Raw genomic sequence first — 16,176 nt, forward strand, 5'->3', positions numbered from 1 at the left:
CAAAAAAATGGATTAATTATGAATAACATAATAGACATTAATAAAGCGATCGATAAATATTATTGATACGCATTTAAAGTAGCTAGTAAAATTTTTTATAACTACTACTCATCTTTACCGTTTGAATCATCAGATTTACATCAGATATCAGCGCTTGCGATAATTGATGGATCTAAACGTTTTGATCCATCAAAAAATGATAATTTTGATGCTTATATACGTAAGTATGTTTCTTTATATATCATTAGTATTTTTAAAAAAGAAACGACCAACAAAAGAAAGATACTTAACTACATATCAGATAAAGAAGACGTTCCGCCTGTTTGTCATAAAAGCCCTGAATATTATTTAAGGTTAGATGAAGTTAGACAAGAAATAAGGATTATACTTAAGAAATTCAAACCTAATCAACGCAAGATTATTGTTGAGTTTTTACAAGGTAGCAGGATTTGTGATATTGTTAAAGAACATAAACTCGATAAACACCGCGTAAGTTATGCTATTAACAAATTTAAAAATGAAATCATTAATAATGATTTAATAAAGAGTAGCTTAAATTATTAAAAAACTAGATTAAAATAAATAAGATCTATTGAAAACGAAAACATTGAGTTTTTTGCGAACTAATGAGTAATAAAATTATTTATTAATCAATAGTTATTATTATGTTTTTTAGTAAGCACTCAAATTTACTAAAAACAGTTTTTGCGTAATTGCTAATTAGCTAATAGTTAATTATAAGGCTAATCTATAAACAATAAAAGCTCATTAGCATGCAAGAATTAATGTTGGTAGTGAGTATGTGGGTTATCTTGAGTGATCATAGAATCCGGGGTCTTTAATCAAACAGGATTATTTAAAAACAACTAATTCAAAAATAAGAGCTTGTTGCTCTTATTTTTCTTTTCTAAATGCATTAATGTTAATTAGAAAAAGTAATAAATATGATATAATTTTAATGATGTTCTCAATATCACACTAATTTTTTCGGAGTATTAAATGGCATTATCAAAAGATAAAAAGACTGAAATCATCAAGAAATTCCAAAAAAATGACGCAGATGTTGGCAGTGTTTTTGTACAAGTAGCTGTTTTAACAGAAGAAATTAAGTTATTAACAGAACACTTGTTAAAAAACAAAAAAGACTTCATTTCTAAACGCGGTCTTTATACAAAAGTTTCAAAACGTAAGACTTTATTAAATTACTTAAAAGAAAACGATTTGAATGCTTACAGAAACTTGATTTCAGAACTAGAATTAAGACATTCTTAATTCGTAAAAAAGTAAATGGAGCACACAAAATTGTGTGCCTTTTTTATTTTTATTGATATATTCATATTAATTCAAAGATATGGCTAAAATTAATTTTTTCACCCTAGGCGGACAAGACGAACAAGGAAAGAACTGTTCAGTACTTGAAGTTAATGATGATATCTATTTATTTAATACAGGTAGCTTAGTACCGATCAATAGTTTACTAGGTGTAGAGCAATTAATACCTGATTATTCATATATAGCTATTAACAAAAAGAAAGTTAAGGGGTTATTTATTGGTTACCCTTCTCAATCTAACTTAGGATCATTATTATATTTACTAAAATCAATAAAACCTGTAACCCTTAACATTTATACCTCTTTAGTTGGTAAAACAATTATTGAAAGTATTATGGAAAAACAACGAGATTTTGAACCATTTAAAAAATCAGTTAATATCGTTGTATTAAATCCTTTAAAAGAATTCGAAATTAATGAAAATGTAAAGGTTACACCTTTCAGAGTATTTTCTTCTATTCCATATAGTTATGGTTTTTGCATCAATACTCAAGATGGTTTAATCGTTTATATCGATGATTTCATTCTTGTTAATGATAAGAATAAGACTTTCAGTTCAGATTTAATGGATCTGAAGATGATGATTAATAAAAAAGTGCTTTTATTAATCGTTGGGGCTGGTCAGGTTGGTAAAAATATTAGTAATACCAGTCCAAACCATCGCTCTAAGCAAGCAATTGAGAAATTCATTAACGATTCTAAAGGGCGTAGCATTATTGCTTGTTATGATGATAATGTTTATGCTATTTTTACGGCTGCAACAATTGCAAGAAAACAACAAAAACCTTTCATAGTATATAGCCAAGCTTCAATAAACTTATTTAACACGATCATTAAGAAAAATATGTTTAGTTCTCGTGATTTGCAAACGATGCCAATCAGCGAAATGAATAACGAGAAAGAAGCAATTATTGTAGTTAGTGGTACTCCTCATAACTTATATAACCAATTAGCTAAAATTGCTACTGGTGAAGATAAACGTCTTACTTTAGAAAAAGAAGATCGATTTATCTTATTAACTCCTAAGATTGCAGGGTTTGAAAGTTACGAAGCTAAAATTTTAGATGAAATTGCTAGATGTGATGTAACTTACAAACGTTTAAGTTCAGAAGTATTACCTATTAAAGCTTCTAATGAAGATCATAAGTTCTTAGTAAACTTGCTAAGACCTCAATTTGCTATTCCGATTCAAGGATTATATAAAGAATTCGTTAAATATTTAGAAGTTGTCAATCAAACAGGAAATTTCAAAGAATACCAAAGACCAATTCTCTTATATAATGGTGAAATATTAAGTTTTAACAACGGTAAGTTAAGTAATAAACATGAAGAATTACATTTAAATTCTAAATGTATTGATACCGCAGGTGTTCAAGATGTTAAATCAACAATTTTATCTGAACGTTTTCAAATGGGTTGTAACGGAGTTGTAACCTTATCAATGTACATGTCACCTAAGAAGATGGAATTCTTAGATCCTATTGATATTGAAACTTATGGAGTTAGCGAGGAAGCTCAAAAGCTAACTGAAGTGATTGATAAATGCAAAACTCAGATCCGAACAATTCAAACAACATTTATTTCGGAAATGAAAGATAAAATGAAAAAAACTCCTAAAAAGCGTATTTCAGTAAGTGATTATAACGATTTCAAAAAAACAATTCGCAAGGTTGTTGGTAAGATTTTTGAGAAAAATTTATATAAAAACGCAGCTGTAATAACTAGTGTTGTTGAATTAGAACAATAAGGATAATTATTAGCGATATGAAAGCTAAAGTAACAGAAAAGCTAACTAAACTTAAAACCTGATCAGATTCTAAAAAAAGTCATATTGTTAGAATAACGGTTGCATCGTTTCTAATGATTGTTCTGTTTTTAGTTTTCTTAAGAGCGCCATATTTTGGTGAGTTTATTGATGGCGCAATCTTTGATCTATTGTTTTTCGGAACAGGAAAATACATCGTTTATTTAGTATTTTTTGGTACTTTTATTGCTTTAATGTTTCGCAAAACCAGAATAACACCAATAACATATAGATCTAAAAGACTTTGATTGTTTATTCTATTTGTTGATATCTTTGTGTTAATAATTCTTGGTTTGATTCATGCAGTTTTATATTCAAAAAAAATTGCCGAAATTAACGGATTGGATAAGTATTTTTCTGATTTTTATTTTGCTGAATGATCTAAAACATTAGGATTAAATGGTGAGTGATTATGAAACAGAAATACTAAAAATCCTTTATTAATATCTGGTGGATTAATCAATACATTGTTTGTTGTAATTAATGTTAGATACCCAATTATTATTTTCATTGGGCTTGCTATAACTTTTCTTGTTATCATTATTTTCTTCATTGGATTCTATTACAACCTAAAAGGCTTTGTCAAAATAAAAAATAAATTAATTAGAAGTTTAGGTGGAGTAATTAACAATGACTTCATACCGATGTATGAAAAATGAAAAACATCTAATTCGATTAATGTAGAAACTCCTGTTAAAGAAACTTTTGTTAAAGAAAAGCAGATCGACGATCTGTATTATGAAAATTCTAATCTAAATGTTAAAGAACTTTCTTTTTCAGAAGCCAATAATACTGTTTATAAAGAAATTAAACCTTTAGAAATTAAACAAGAATCAATCAATGAAAGAAAAGCTAACCAAGCTTTTTTAGATATTATTGTAACCAAGCTAGAGAAGTTATTTAAAGAAAAAAATATTAAAGCTGAATTAGCAGTTAAAAAATGTGGTCCAACTGAAGTTAGTTTAACTTTTGATTTTGCTGATCGAAAACAAATTAAACAGATTAAAAACTTAGATAAAGAATTAGTTGATATTTTTGAAACTAATGTGGTTAGCATTAATCAAAAAGGAAACAGCGTTTGCTTTAGTACTAGAGCATTTAATGAAAGTAAAATATCAATAACTGATGTTATGTTAAAGCGGGATTTTGATAATTCGGAATTAAACTGTGCGATCGGTATTGATGATAACTACAACCCAATTAATTTTGATCTTAAAAAAGAAAAAAATTTATTGATTGTCGGAGGATTAGGTTCAGGTAAATTAGCATGTACTTTTTCGGTCATCACATCTTTATTAGTTAATAAATCACCAAACGATTTACAACTATGTATAGTTGATTCTCCGAATTCAAAATTATCTAAACTAAACAATTTACCACACTTAATAAATTCAACAATTAACTCAGTTGAAGGTAGCAGTCAGTTTTTTGAAAAAATTATGACTGAAGTTAAATTTCGTAATAAGATTTTGGAAGCTAACCAAGTTGAATCAATTGATGAATACAACAAAACAAATCCCGATAAAAAAATTAAAGACATGGTGATTTGTATAAACGATATTAATGATTTCTTAAACCATGATTTTTCATACATTTTTAAAATCATTTCGTATATTTATAAAGTAGCTAATAAGATCAATATTTTCTTAATTTTAGTAACTAATAAGGTTGGTGCTAATTTAGTTGATGAAGAGCTGATCAAATGTTATGGAAAAATTATCAGTCTAAAACTTGATACGCATGAAGAATCAGAACTATTAATCAACAAAAAAGATTTATATAAATTACATAAAAATGGCGATCTTTACATTATTGATCCTAAATCTAAAGAGATGATAACTAGAGGGTTGTCTTGTTTTGTAGAAGATTATTTATTAGAAGATATTAAGAGACATTACTCATCAAATTATGAAAAGCATTAGTTTAAAAGAATTAGAAAACATAATTTCAACAAATAAAAAGCCAATTTTTGTCAAATTTACATGGGAAGATTGTGGTGTTTGTAAGATGAACGCACCAATCATTAACAAAGTATGTGAACAAAGACAAGATCAATACGATTGCTATGAAATTGATGTTGATAAAGAACAAATTTGAGCAGAAGATGATCCTGACAATAAATGAGCAATTAAAGTAGTGCCAGTTTATATGGTATTTAAAAACGGCGAGAAAAAATTCGAACACGTAAATTTTATTGCTGAAGATAAACTAAATAGTGAATTAGATAAGCATATATAGGTAATTAAATGGACTTAATGAATGGATTTTTTAGTTTAGAACACGAGCCGGTTTTCTTTGAAATCCATTATCTTTTTTATTACACATGAACCAAAGATGGTTTAAAAAAATTAGAAGAAATTAATCAAATAAAATTTTGTAATTATGACAAAATTCAAATTAAACCATCCCATGCCAATTCGTGATATCAACTCTTTTTAATTCTCAATAAAACAAACAAACCGCTAGTTGGTGAAGTTTATTTAGATAACCAAAAATATTTATCTAACCGATCAGTTTTTTCTAAGAAAAAAGCTAAACTTTTAGTACTTAATGTTAATCAAAAAGATTATGAAGAAATACTAACTAGTAATAAAAATATTATTACTACTTTGTTTTCTAATTTTTACAACGGTTTATTAATTAAAGACATTAAAGAAAAGTTTTTAAATTATTGAAGATCGAAATTTGGTTTTCATAAAAAAGTAATTGCTCAAAGATTGCTCAATACTTTTGATGAAAATAATAATAAATTTCTTGATTTAGAAAAAAGTATAAAGTTATATAATGATCAGTTTTACAATGCTAGAGATATTAATTTAAGTCACTTTAATTTATTGAAAAGAAATTATACCGAATTAGTTGATTCATTAAGGAACTATGATGAGGATTTCAAAGCGATTAATGAAAAAAACCATCAATTGCTAAATTCTAAAAAAACATCTGAAAAGATTTCACAAATATATTTTTTAGATGATCAAATTAAAAATTTAAAGCAACGCATTATTAATTTGAAAATTAATAAAAAATATGGTCCATATTCAGTTGAGCAACTTAATGAAATTAAACGCGTTAAGTTGGAAATAAAAACTTTAAAAAGCAATAAAAGAAAACAACAAAACGATATTAAAAATATCTTAAATAATTACGTCAAAGGTTTAAAAAAACAATGTTCATTTAACCAGTCAAAAATGTTTATTGAATCTAGTTATACAGATAAAATTTACTACTTAATTGAATGGTTTAAAGCTCATGAATTATCTAAAGTAATTAAAAAAATTAAATGAATTAAGCACCTTGATATCAATATTATCAACAACTTTATCAATAATGCCAAAAAAATTATTAATAAAAAGGCAGATAGTATTGAAGACTCAAATAAATTAATTGATTTAGTTCCTAAAAAACAAATTGCTTTTTTATATTCAGACTTAAGATATCGACTTAAAAAAATTGCTAAAATATCACTTCATAAAAGTGATCAAGATATTAATAATTTAATTGTTGAATTGGTTGAAGAAAACAACTTAAATTTTGGTAGATACCTTGATGATTTTTTTCATAAAAATCTATATCTTTGAAGATTAAAACTTAACTTAAAAGAATCGATTAAACTTTATAAATTACAACCTGATTGCAATGATTTCTTTAACCTATTTAACAATAAATTTCAATCAGCAGTTTATTCAAGTAATTGAAGTTCTAAATTTAAGAAAAATGTTTTAAATCCAATCTACAAAATTTCGATTGATAGCTATAAAAAACTTTATCGCTATTATTTAAATTTATCTAATACTTCGCGCGACGATATTCAAGCTACAATTTTTTACATTAACGCTTTTGGTTTTAAATTAACATTAGATTTTATGAAGTCTTACCAAATGAGTCCGTTGGTAAGTTCTTATAGTAATTTAATTAATATTCGTTGGGCTACAAGATTAATTTGAAGTCAAATTAAAAAGTTCATTGACGAGATTGAAATTGAAACAGATAGCTTAACTAATTTCCCTAAGATTAATTTCGATGTTAAGAGTTATAGTCAAACGTTAAAAGAAAAATTCAAACAAGAATATAAAGATTATTTGGATAGTAATAATAAGATTAATTCAGCTATTGCTAACAGATATGAAAACTACATTGTTCAAAATTTTTTAGATATTAAATCTGATTTAGAGTCAAACACTCATATCAAACTAAATTTAGATGAATATAAAAAAGAAATCGAAGAAAAAATCAATTCAATTAAAGAATTAATTAAAGTTAATAAAGTTCGAAAAGAGGAATATAAAAAAGAGTATTTATCGAATAATTTAATTAATGAAAAAAGAGAGAACTTTGATCGTTTTAATAAGTTAAGAAATACGATTAAAACCTTGTATAAAAATGTTCGATTAGTAAACCGTGTTTTATATAAAAAGAAACTTTTAAAAACTAAGAATGCAATTGATATTAAAACGATTAGTTCAAAGTTGAATTATTACTTAGCTATTATTAATCGATGACAATACATTTACAATATATTTATTGATTGAAAACCGACAAAATATCATTCAAAAAAATTGCGTAAAATTCTAACTGAATTATATCTTTACCGTTCTTATAAAGATGTTGGAATTAGCGAAGAAATTAACTATAGTTACCTTTCTTTTTTATCTAGTTCAGACGCAATCACAGTTTATTTATTATCAAAATTTGTAAAATTACCAAGGCTTCTATTTGTTCATAATTTTAAATTGAATACCAAACATGAGTACAATGTGTTTAAAGGATTATTACTTAAATATCAAAATCAATCGCAAACAGCAATTATTCTAAATGATTCTGATATCCAATTAATGAATGACTTAGGGACTAAAGAGTTCTAATGCAAAAAACTAAGAAAAATACATCTAACTATATAAGCATCGTTGGTGCTAGAGAAAACAATCTAAAAAATATCAACATTGATATCCCCAAAAATCAATTAGTTGTAGTTACTGGTTTATCAGGTAGTGGTAAATCTTCTTTAGCATTCAAAACAATTTATGCTGAAGGTCAAAGAAGATATCTAGAATCATTATCACCTTATGCAAGACAATTTTTAGGTAACAATGATAAACCAGATGTTGATTCAATTGAAGGATTATCACCATCAATATCTATTGATCAAAAATCAACCTCTCATAACCCAAGATCAACAGTTGGTACGGTTACTGAAATATATGATTTTTTAAGATTATTATGATCAAGAGTTGGTGATGCTTATTGTGTCAATGGTCACGGTAAAATTAAAACCACAACAATTAAACAAATTATTGACCAAGTTCTAGATTTAGAAGAAAATACTAGACTTCAAATTTTAGCGCCTGTTGTTAAACTGCAAAAAGGTACTTTTAAAAACGAATTCGAAAAATATCACAAGCAAGGTTTTATGCGTGTTTTGGTTGATGGTCAAGTTTATAGTCTTGATGACAAAATTGAATTAGACAAAAACCAAAAACATAATATTAGTATTATTATCGATCGGATTGTTTTAAATAAAGATAACCAAACAAAATTAAGAATAACTGATGCTATTGAAACCGCTCTAAATGTAAGTAATGGTTTAATTCATATCATTACAGATGACAGCAAATATGAATTTTCTTTAAACCATTCTTGCGATCAATGCGGGTTTAATATTCCTGAGTTTGAACCTAGATTATTTTCTTTTAATAGCCCTGTTGGTGCTTGTGATTACTGTAAGGGGTTAGGTTTCACTTTTGAACCTGATGTTGATAAAATTATCCCTGATAAAAATTTATCAATTAACGAAGGTGGTATTGATTATTTCAAGAATACAGTTAATACTTCATCGCAAGATTGACAACGTTTTTCTTCGATAATAAAACACTACGATATCGATCCAGATACACCAATTAAAAATCTAACCAAAAAAGAGATTAATTATTTATTAGAGGGTTCAGACGAACCGATCGAAATCATAATTGAATCTAAAAATGGTGTTAGTTCAAAACTTGATTATGTTGAAGGAATTGCTAAATTAATTCAGAGAAGACATCTAGAAACTAATAGCTCAATGGCTCGTGATTATTATTCAAAATATACATCACAACAAAAGTGCAAAACTTGTGATGGTAAAAAATTATCGCCAGCAGCATTAAGCGTAAAAATAGGTGGTTTAGATATTGTTGAATTTACAGATCTAAACATTAAAAAGGAATTAGATTTTATCTTAGGTTTAGAATTCAATGAAGAAAGAGCTAAGATTGCCAAATTCGTTCTAAAAGAAATTTTAGATCGACTACATTTCTTGATTAATGTTGGTTTAGAATATCTAACATTATCAAGAAATGCTGCAACGCTTTCAGGTGGTGAATCTCAAAGAATTAGATTGGCAACTCAAATAGGTTCTAGACTATCTGGAGTTTTGTATGTATTAGATGAACCATCAATCGGTTTACACCAAAAAGATAATGATAAACTAATTGATACTTTAATTTCTATGAAGAATTTAGGTAACAGTTTGATTATTGTTGAACATGATGAAGATACAATGCTAGCTGCTGATTATCTTATTGATATCGGTCCTGGTGCTGGTATTTATGGTGGTAAGATTGTGGCAGCTGGAACAGTTGATGAAGTTAAACAAAATCCTGATTCATTAACTGGTCAATATTTATCTAAAAAACAAACTATAGAAATACCTAAAAAACTTCATTCAGGCAACGGTCAAAAAATTATTATAAAAGGTGCTAGTGCTAATAATCTAAAAAATATTAATGTTGAATTCCCTTTAAATAAGTTTGTTGTGGTTACTGGGGTTTCTGGTAGTGGTAAATCAACTTTAGTTAATCAAACTTTAGTTAACGGAATTGAAAAAGCTTTATTTAATAAGCATGTTGAAGTAGGCAAATATAAATCATTAATTGGTATTAATTCAATTGATAAGATTGTAAAAGTATCTCAAGATCCAATTGGTAGAACTCCTCGTTCAAATCCGGCTACTTATGTCAGTGTGTTTGATGACATTAGAGAAGTGTTTGCTAATGTTATTGAAGCTAAAACTCGAGGTTATACAAAATCAAGATTTTCATTTAATGTTTCTGGTGGACGATGCGATGATTGTCAAGGTGATGGTGTTAAATGTATTGAAATGCATTTTTTACCAAATGTTTATGTTAAATGTACTAGTTGTAATGGTAAGAAATACAATGAAGCAACTCTTGAAATTAAATATAAAAACAAATCAATTTACGATGTTTTAGAAATGTCTTGTGAAGAAGCTTTGGAATTCTTTAAATCGACTCCATCAATTTATCGTAAGCTGCAATTGATGTGTGATGTTGGTCTTGGATATTTAAAATTATCAACAAATGCCACAGAATTATCAGGTGGCGAAGCGCAAAGAATTAAATTAGCTAAACATCTCCAAAGAAAAGCAACTGGCAAAACAATTTATGTATTAGATGAACCGACAACCGGTCTTCATTCTCACGACATTAAAAAATTATTAATCGTTTTAAATCGTTTGGTTGAAAATGGTGATTCAGTGATTGTTATTGAACATAACTTAGATTTAATTAAGGTAGCTGATCATGTGATTGATCTAGGGCCTAATGGCGGGGATGAAGGTGGTTATGTTGTATGTACAGGTACGCCGCAAGAGTTAGTGGATAAATATACTGATTCATCTTATACAGCTAAATATTTAGCTAAAATTATGAAAAATTAACAGATAGTTCATTTTTATTAAAATGTTATAATATGTACTAGTGAAATTATGGCATCAATTACAGAATTAATTAAACAATTAAGAGCTAGCACTCAAGCTGGTTTTATGGATTGCAAAAAAGCTCTAGAAGCTACTAATAATGATATCGATCAAGCAATCAAATGATTAAGAGAAAACGGAATTGCTAAAGCAGCTAAAAAGGTTGATAATGTTGCATCTGAAGGTGTAATTAAATTAAAATTAGCTGATCAAAAAGCAACTGTTTTAGAAATCAATTCGCAAACTGACTTCGTTACTAAAAATGATCAATTTATCGCATTTTCTAATGAATTAATTGATTTAATTCACGAAACAGGAATAACAGATGTTGCTGAAATTGAAAAATTAAAATTAGCAAGTGGTTCAACTGTTGCTGAAACTCAAATTCATTTAACAGCTATTATTGGTGAAAAGATTTCTTTAAGAAGAGTTCAAATCATCAAAGAACAATCTAACAGTTCATTGGGTATCTACTTACACTCAAACAATCGCATTGGTGTAATTATTGAAACTTCTAAAACTGATGATAAAGAATTCTTAAAACATGTAGCTATGCATATTGCCGCATCTAATCCAAAATTCCTTTCTAAAGATGATGTAGCTGCTGATTTCATCGAAAAAGAAAAAGAAATCGCTAAATCACAAGCTTTAGCAGAAGGTAAACCAGCTAACTTCATAGAAAAAATTGTTGAAGGTAGAATTCAAAAAATCCTTGAAGAAGTTTGTTTAGTAAACCAAAAATTCTTAATAAACCAAGAACAAACTGTTTTAGAAGCTGCAAAAGCTAAAAATATTCAATTATTAAGCTTTGTTAGATTTGAAGTTGGTGAAGGTATCGAAAAAGCTGCTAGCAACTTCGCGGACGAAGTTAAAGCTCAAATGAAATAAGATTGAGGTTTAAAGAGACGATGAAAAAGCCAAACATAATTATTAAAATTAGTGGAGCTTCGCTTCAAGATAAAAACAGCAGTGATTGTTACTCTTATGACAAGATTAATAGTTTGGCTAACCAATTAAAAACTTTATCATCAAAATACAATATTGGATTGATTGTAGGTGGTGGTAATATCTTTCGTGGAAAATTAGCGAAGGATTTTGGTGTTGAAATAAACAAGGCTGATTATATCGGTATGTTGGCTACTGTTATTAATTCATCGCTTTTAGAATCTAAATTACAATCATTAGGTTTAAAAACAAAAGTTTTATCAGCTTTAGAAGTTAAAGGTTTAACTAAAGAAATAAACCCAAAAAGCTTATCTGAGATATTTAACGATTGTGAAATCGCCTTCTTCTCAGGTGGAACAGGTAACTCGCATTTCACAACTGATACCGCAACTGTATTAAGAGCAATTCAAATTAATGCAGATATGGTGCTGATTGGCAAGGATGGTGTTGATGGGGTTTATACTGCTGATCCTAAGATTGACAAGAACGCAACATTTATTGAGAAAATATCTTATAAAGATGCGTTAGCTAAAGAATTAAGAATCATGGACCTAACTGCTTTTAGTTTGGCTATGGATCATAATTTAAAATTATTAATCTTTAATATCGAAGCTGATCAATCGATTATTAAAACAATTGATAATAAAAACAAACACACAACAATTACAAACTAACTTTTAAACATGGAATTTAAAATTTATTCTGATTTTTTTGAAAAAGAAGCTGATGCTAAAATTTCTTGACTAGAAAGTGAATTATCAAAAATTCGTTCAGGAAGAGCTAACCTTAAAATTCTTGATGATGTTAAAGCTGAATATTATGGCGAATTAACACCATTAATTGAAATGGCTAACTTATCAATTCCTGAACCAAGAGAAATTTTAATTAAACCATACGAAAAATCTCAAGTAAATCCAATTCAATCTGCTTTATTAAAAGCTAATTTAAACTTAACTCCGGTTGTTGATGGTGATAAGATTCGCATTAAATTACCTCAACTAACTGAAGAGAATAGAAAAGAAAACGTTAAAAAAGCTAAAGCGATTGGTGAAAAAGCGAAACAAGAAGTTAGATTTGTTCGTAGAGATACGCTTAATAAACTTAAATCAGACAAGATAGCTGATAAAGATTTGAACAAGTTTTTCGAGGGTGAAATCGAAAAGATTACCAAGAAATATATTGATCAAATTGGTGCAATTTTAACTAAAAAAGAAAAAGATTTACTAAGCCTATAATGAATGTAGGAATTCAAGAAACTAAAAACCGAACAACAAACAAGAACAGTAGAATAATGATTGCTATTGTTATTGTTTGTTTTTATATTTTATTGATGCTTTTTAGCGCTTTAGCTGATTATAATAACGATTGATCTCCATTTTATCCTGTTATACAAAATGGCGTCCTGGTTGATAGTCTTAAAAATGCATTGATAAGAACAACATTTAGTGTTTTTAGTACTTTAATTATTTTCCTTGCTTTCTTTTTGGGAATTAAAGAAATTGGCGATGTTTTTTACAGGACTAATAAGAAAATTATTTATTGGTTTATCGGTGTAAATTCAGTATTTTATTTAGTTATTACATTTACAAACATTGCGATTACACAATTTCATAATATCTATCAAGATCTTGATAATATACCAAGTAAGATTCATGTATCTTTAGAATGACTTAATAATTACCGTGGATCGGTTGATTTTAGTTTTTTAGGATTAATGGGGTTGATGGTAATAACCCACTTTGTATTAATCTTATACTTGTTAAAAAAAGTTAATCGCTTCAACAAAAAAGACATAATAAACGCATTTGGATTATGAATCTTTTTCTCTTGCGGAATTTATGGAATTACCTATACAGTATTAAATAATGGTTGAACTACATTCTTATACTTACTATTATTAGTAAGTATGAACGACTCTTTTGCTTATGCATTTGGTAAAAGATTTGGTAAAACCAAAATGGTTCCCAACATAAGTCCTAATAAAACTTGAGGTGGAGCAATTTATGGATTAATTACAACATTATTAATAATGTTGTTTGTTACAGCGCTATATAATATTCCTATATTTATAAAAAATGCAGCTGAATCACAAACTACACTTGATAAAGTTGATCCAAATAATTTAATAGCTAACATTTATTATTTAACAACTTACTGACAAAGCCAAAGATTTGTTTGATTCTGATGATTCTTTGTAGCTTTAATGATTTTCTTTTTATCAATTGTTTCAATTCTTGGTGATTTATATTTTTCTTATGTGAAAAGACAATACCAAATAAAGGATTATTCAACAATACTAAAAGGTCATGGTGGCATCTTAGATCGTTTTGATAGTGTTTGTTTTGTGTTTATTGCTTTCATGATTTTTAGAATATTTGTAAGTTAATTAATATAAATATAATCATATGAAAGTATTAGTACTTGGAGCTACAGGTTCAATTGGAAAACAAGCAATTGATGTTATTTGTCGATTGAATTATGAGCTTGTTGGTTTTTCTTATTATAAAAACCATTCTGAAGCAAAAAATATTATTAATCAATTAAATCCAGGCTATGTTTTATGTCATAGTGATAATAAACATAACAAAAACATAAAAAGTGACTTAATTGAATTAATTGATAAATCTAAACCAAAAGTTGTTATTAACGCAATTAATGGTTCGGCGGGAATTGAAGCTTCATTAATTACTCTTAGCAAGAAAAAAGATTTATTACTAGCAAATAAAGAATCTTTAATAATCGCTGGTAAACAATTAAACTTAATCAAAAAGAACGCTAAAACTAATATTTTTCCAATTGATTCTGAACATACTTCGTTGTACGATTTAATTAAAAATACAAATAAAAAACAGATCAAAGAATTGATTATTACTGCATCTGGTTCAAGGTATTTTAATTTACCTAAATCTGAGTTAAAAAAGATTACATATCAAGATGCAATCAATCATCCAAATTGAAATATGGGTGAAGAAATTTCGATAAATTCAGCTACTTTTATCAATAAAGTTTATGAAATTGTTGAAGCGTATCATTTGTTTCAAATCGCTAAAATTACTCCAGTAGTAGAAAAAACATCGACAATCCATGCGGGAGTTATTTATCAAGATAATTCGATTCATTTACACGCTAGTACAAATGATATGCGTTGATCAATTCAATCAGCACTAACTCAATTTAACAATAAAAATAATATTGTAAGAGAGTTAGATATTTATCAAAAACAGATTAAATTTGAAAAAATTGATTTTGAACAATATCCTGTATTTAAAATTGCTTATGATATATTAAAAAATCCAAGCACTACAAGAGGTGCTGTTTTAGTTTGTATCAATGAATTCGCTTTAAACTTATTTAGAAACAACAAAATCAATTTTTTACAAATATCTGAATTGATTATCGATTTTTATTGAAACTACAAACATAAAAAAATTGATGATATTTGGCAAATAAACGATTTAATATTTAAAATTAAAGAAGAGATATCAACTAAATACTCCCATTTAAGCAAATAAAAGATGATTTCATATTACGCAAATTTAGCTCTGCTAATTCTTATACTAATATTTTCGATCATAGTGACTTTAACAATTCACGAACTAGGGCACTATGTTTTTGCTAAAATATTTAAAGTGCATATTAAAGAATTCTCAATCGGCATAGGTCCTGTATTATTTTCTTTTTATCTTCGTAAAAAGAAGATGATTTTTAGTTTTCGAATGATTTTAGCTGGAGCTTTTGTCATGCTTGAAAGCGATAAACTTAAACAAGCCTATATTGATGATCCGAATGCTAGGAATTACAACTTTTATTTAATGCCTAGACCTAAAGGTACTTATTCATTAGAAAAAGTTGCTTATTGAAAACAAATATTAATAATGGTTGGTGGAATTATCTTTAATTTTTTTGCCTTTGGTTTTTTCTTAGCGATATTTGAAACAATATTTAAAGGTCAGAGTTTAGCGATAGCAAAATTCTTTAAAGATATTTTTATTAATATTGGTAAAGGATTTGTTTTATATGAAGCATGAAAACCTAGATTAAACACAGGAGGCGGATCTATGGGTGGCGCTGGTGATGTTATTAAATTCTCATCAAGAACAGCATCATACCAAGAATTATTAACAACATTGATTTCGATCAATGGAGCTACTGCTGTATTCAACTTTATACCAATCGCGCCATTAGATGGATCAAAGATTCTTCAATATACTTATCAAAGAATTGCTAAAAAAGAAATGAATGAAAAAGTATGAACTTGAACAACAATGATTGGTGTTGTTTTAGTTATCTGAGTTTCGCTGGGAAGTATAATTAATTTAATAATAGTCGGATAGAGAAGGGGATA

Annotated in this window: 13 protein-coding genes; all 13 read left to right on the forward strand. The window is 27.4% G+C overall.

Annotated elements, in window-relative coordinates:
• Positions 1–18: 18 nt before the first annotated feature.
• On the forward strand, positions 19–564 hold the full coding sequence (locus NMG77_RS00390) for a sigma-70 RNA polymerase sigma factor region 4 domain-containing protein (RefSeq protein WP_255034742.1): 546 nt from the start codon (positions 19–21) through the stop codon (positions 562–564).
• Between the two features lie 435 nt (positions 565–999).
• Entirely contained in the window at positions 1,000–1,272 is a 273-nt protein-coding gene (rpsO, locus tag NMG77_RS00395) for a 30S ribosomal protein S15 (protein ID WP_255034743.1), read from the forward strand.
• A 79-nt stretch (positions 1,273–1,351) separates the two neighbouring features.
• Positions 1,352–3,079, forward strand: a complete 1,728-nt coding sequence (locus NMG77_RS00400; RefSeq protein ID WP_255045872.1) for a ribonuclease J — start codon at positions 1,352–1,354, stop codon at positions 3,077–3,079.
• A gap of 17 nt (positions 3,080–3,096) precedes the next feature.
• The gene (locus tag NMG77_RS00405; RefSeq protein ID WP_255045873.1) at positions 3,097–5,058 is read left to right on the forward strand and encodes an FtsK/SpoIIIE domain-containing protein; all 1,962 of its coding nucleotides are present in this window, start codon (positions 3,097–3,099) and stop codon (positions 5,056–5,058) included.
• Positions 5,045–5,374 carry a thioredoxin family protein gene (locus tag NMG77_RS00410; RefSeq protein WP_255034746.1) on the forward strand — a complete coding sequence of 110 codons (330 nt, stop codon included), beginning with the start codon at positions 5,045–5,047 and terminating at the stop codon, positions 5,372–5,374. Before NMG77_RS00405 ends, NMG77_RS00410 begins: the two co-directional genes overlap by 14 nt.
• A gap of 8 nt (positions 5,375–5,382) precedes the next feature.
• Positions 5,383–7,998: a hypothetical protein gene (locus NMG77_RS00415; RefSeq protein ID WP_255034747.1), complete on the forward strand. Its 2,616-nt coding sequence runs from the start codon at positions 5,383–5,385 to the stop codon at positions 7,996–7,998.
• A complete protein-coding gene (uvrA, locus tag NMG77_RS00420; protein WP_255034748.1) occupies positions 7,998–10,847 on the forward strand; it encodes an excinuclease ABC subunit UvrA in 2,850 nt (949 codons plus the stop codon). The genes NMG77_RS00415 and uvrA overlap by 1 nt, the downstream gene beginning before the upstream one ends.
• A gap of 48 nt (positions 10,848–10,895) precedes the next feature.
• Positions 10,896–11,774: a translation elongation factor Ts gene (tsf, locus tag NMG77_RS00425; protein WP_255034749.1), complete on the forward strand. Its 879-nt coding sequence runs from the start codon at positions 10,896–10,898 to the stop codon at positions 11,772–11,774.
• 20 nt (positions 11,775–11,794) lie between these two features.
• Positions 11,795–12,505, forward strand: coding sequence for a UMP kinase (gene pyrH, locus NMG77_RS00430; RefSeq protein ID WP_255045874.1), 711 nt, complete (start codon positions 11,795–11,797; stop codon positions 12,503–12,505).
• A 9-nt stretch (positions 12,506–12,514) separates the two neighbouring features.
• A complete protein-coding gene (gene frr / locus NMG77_RS00435; protein ID WP_255045875.1) occupies positions 12,515–13,066 on the forward strand; it encodes a ribosome recycling factor in 552 nt (183 codons plus the stop codon).
• Positions 13,066–14,217 carry a phosphatidate cytidylyltransferase gene (locus tag NMG77_RS00440; protein WP_303623526.1) on the forward strand — a complete coding sequence of 384 codons (1,152 nt, stop codon included), beginning with the start codon at positions 13,066–13,068 and terminating at the stop codon, positions 14,215–14,217. Before frr ends, NMG77_RS00440 begins: the two co-directional genes overlap by 1 nt.
• 19 nt (positions 14,218–14,236) lie before the next feature.
• On the forward strand, positions 14,237–15,343 hold the full coding sequence (locus tag NMG77_RS00445; protein WP_255034752.1) for an NAD-dependent epimerase/dehydratase family protein: 1,107 nt from the start codon (positions 14,237–14,239) through the stop codon (positions 15,341–15,343).
• A gap of 3 nt (positions 15,344–15,346) precedes the next feature.
• Positions 15,347–16,165, forward strand: coding sequence for a site-2 protease family protein (locus NMG77_RS00450; protein ID WP_255045876.1), 819 nt, complete (start codon positions 15,347–15,349; stop codon positions 16,163–16,165).
• Positions 16,166–16,176: the final 11 nt, after the last annotated feature.

The organism is Mycoplasma bradburyae, assembly GCF_024339025.1.
Lineage (GTDB): Bacteria > Bacillota_I > Bacilli_A > Mycoplasmatales > Mycoplasmoidaceae > Mycoplasmoides > Mycoplasmoides bradburyae.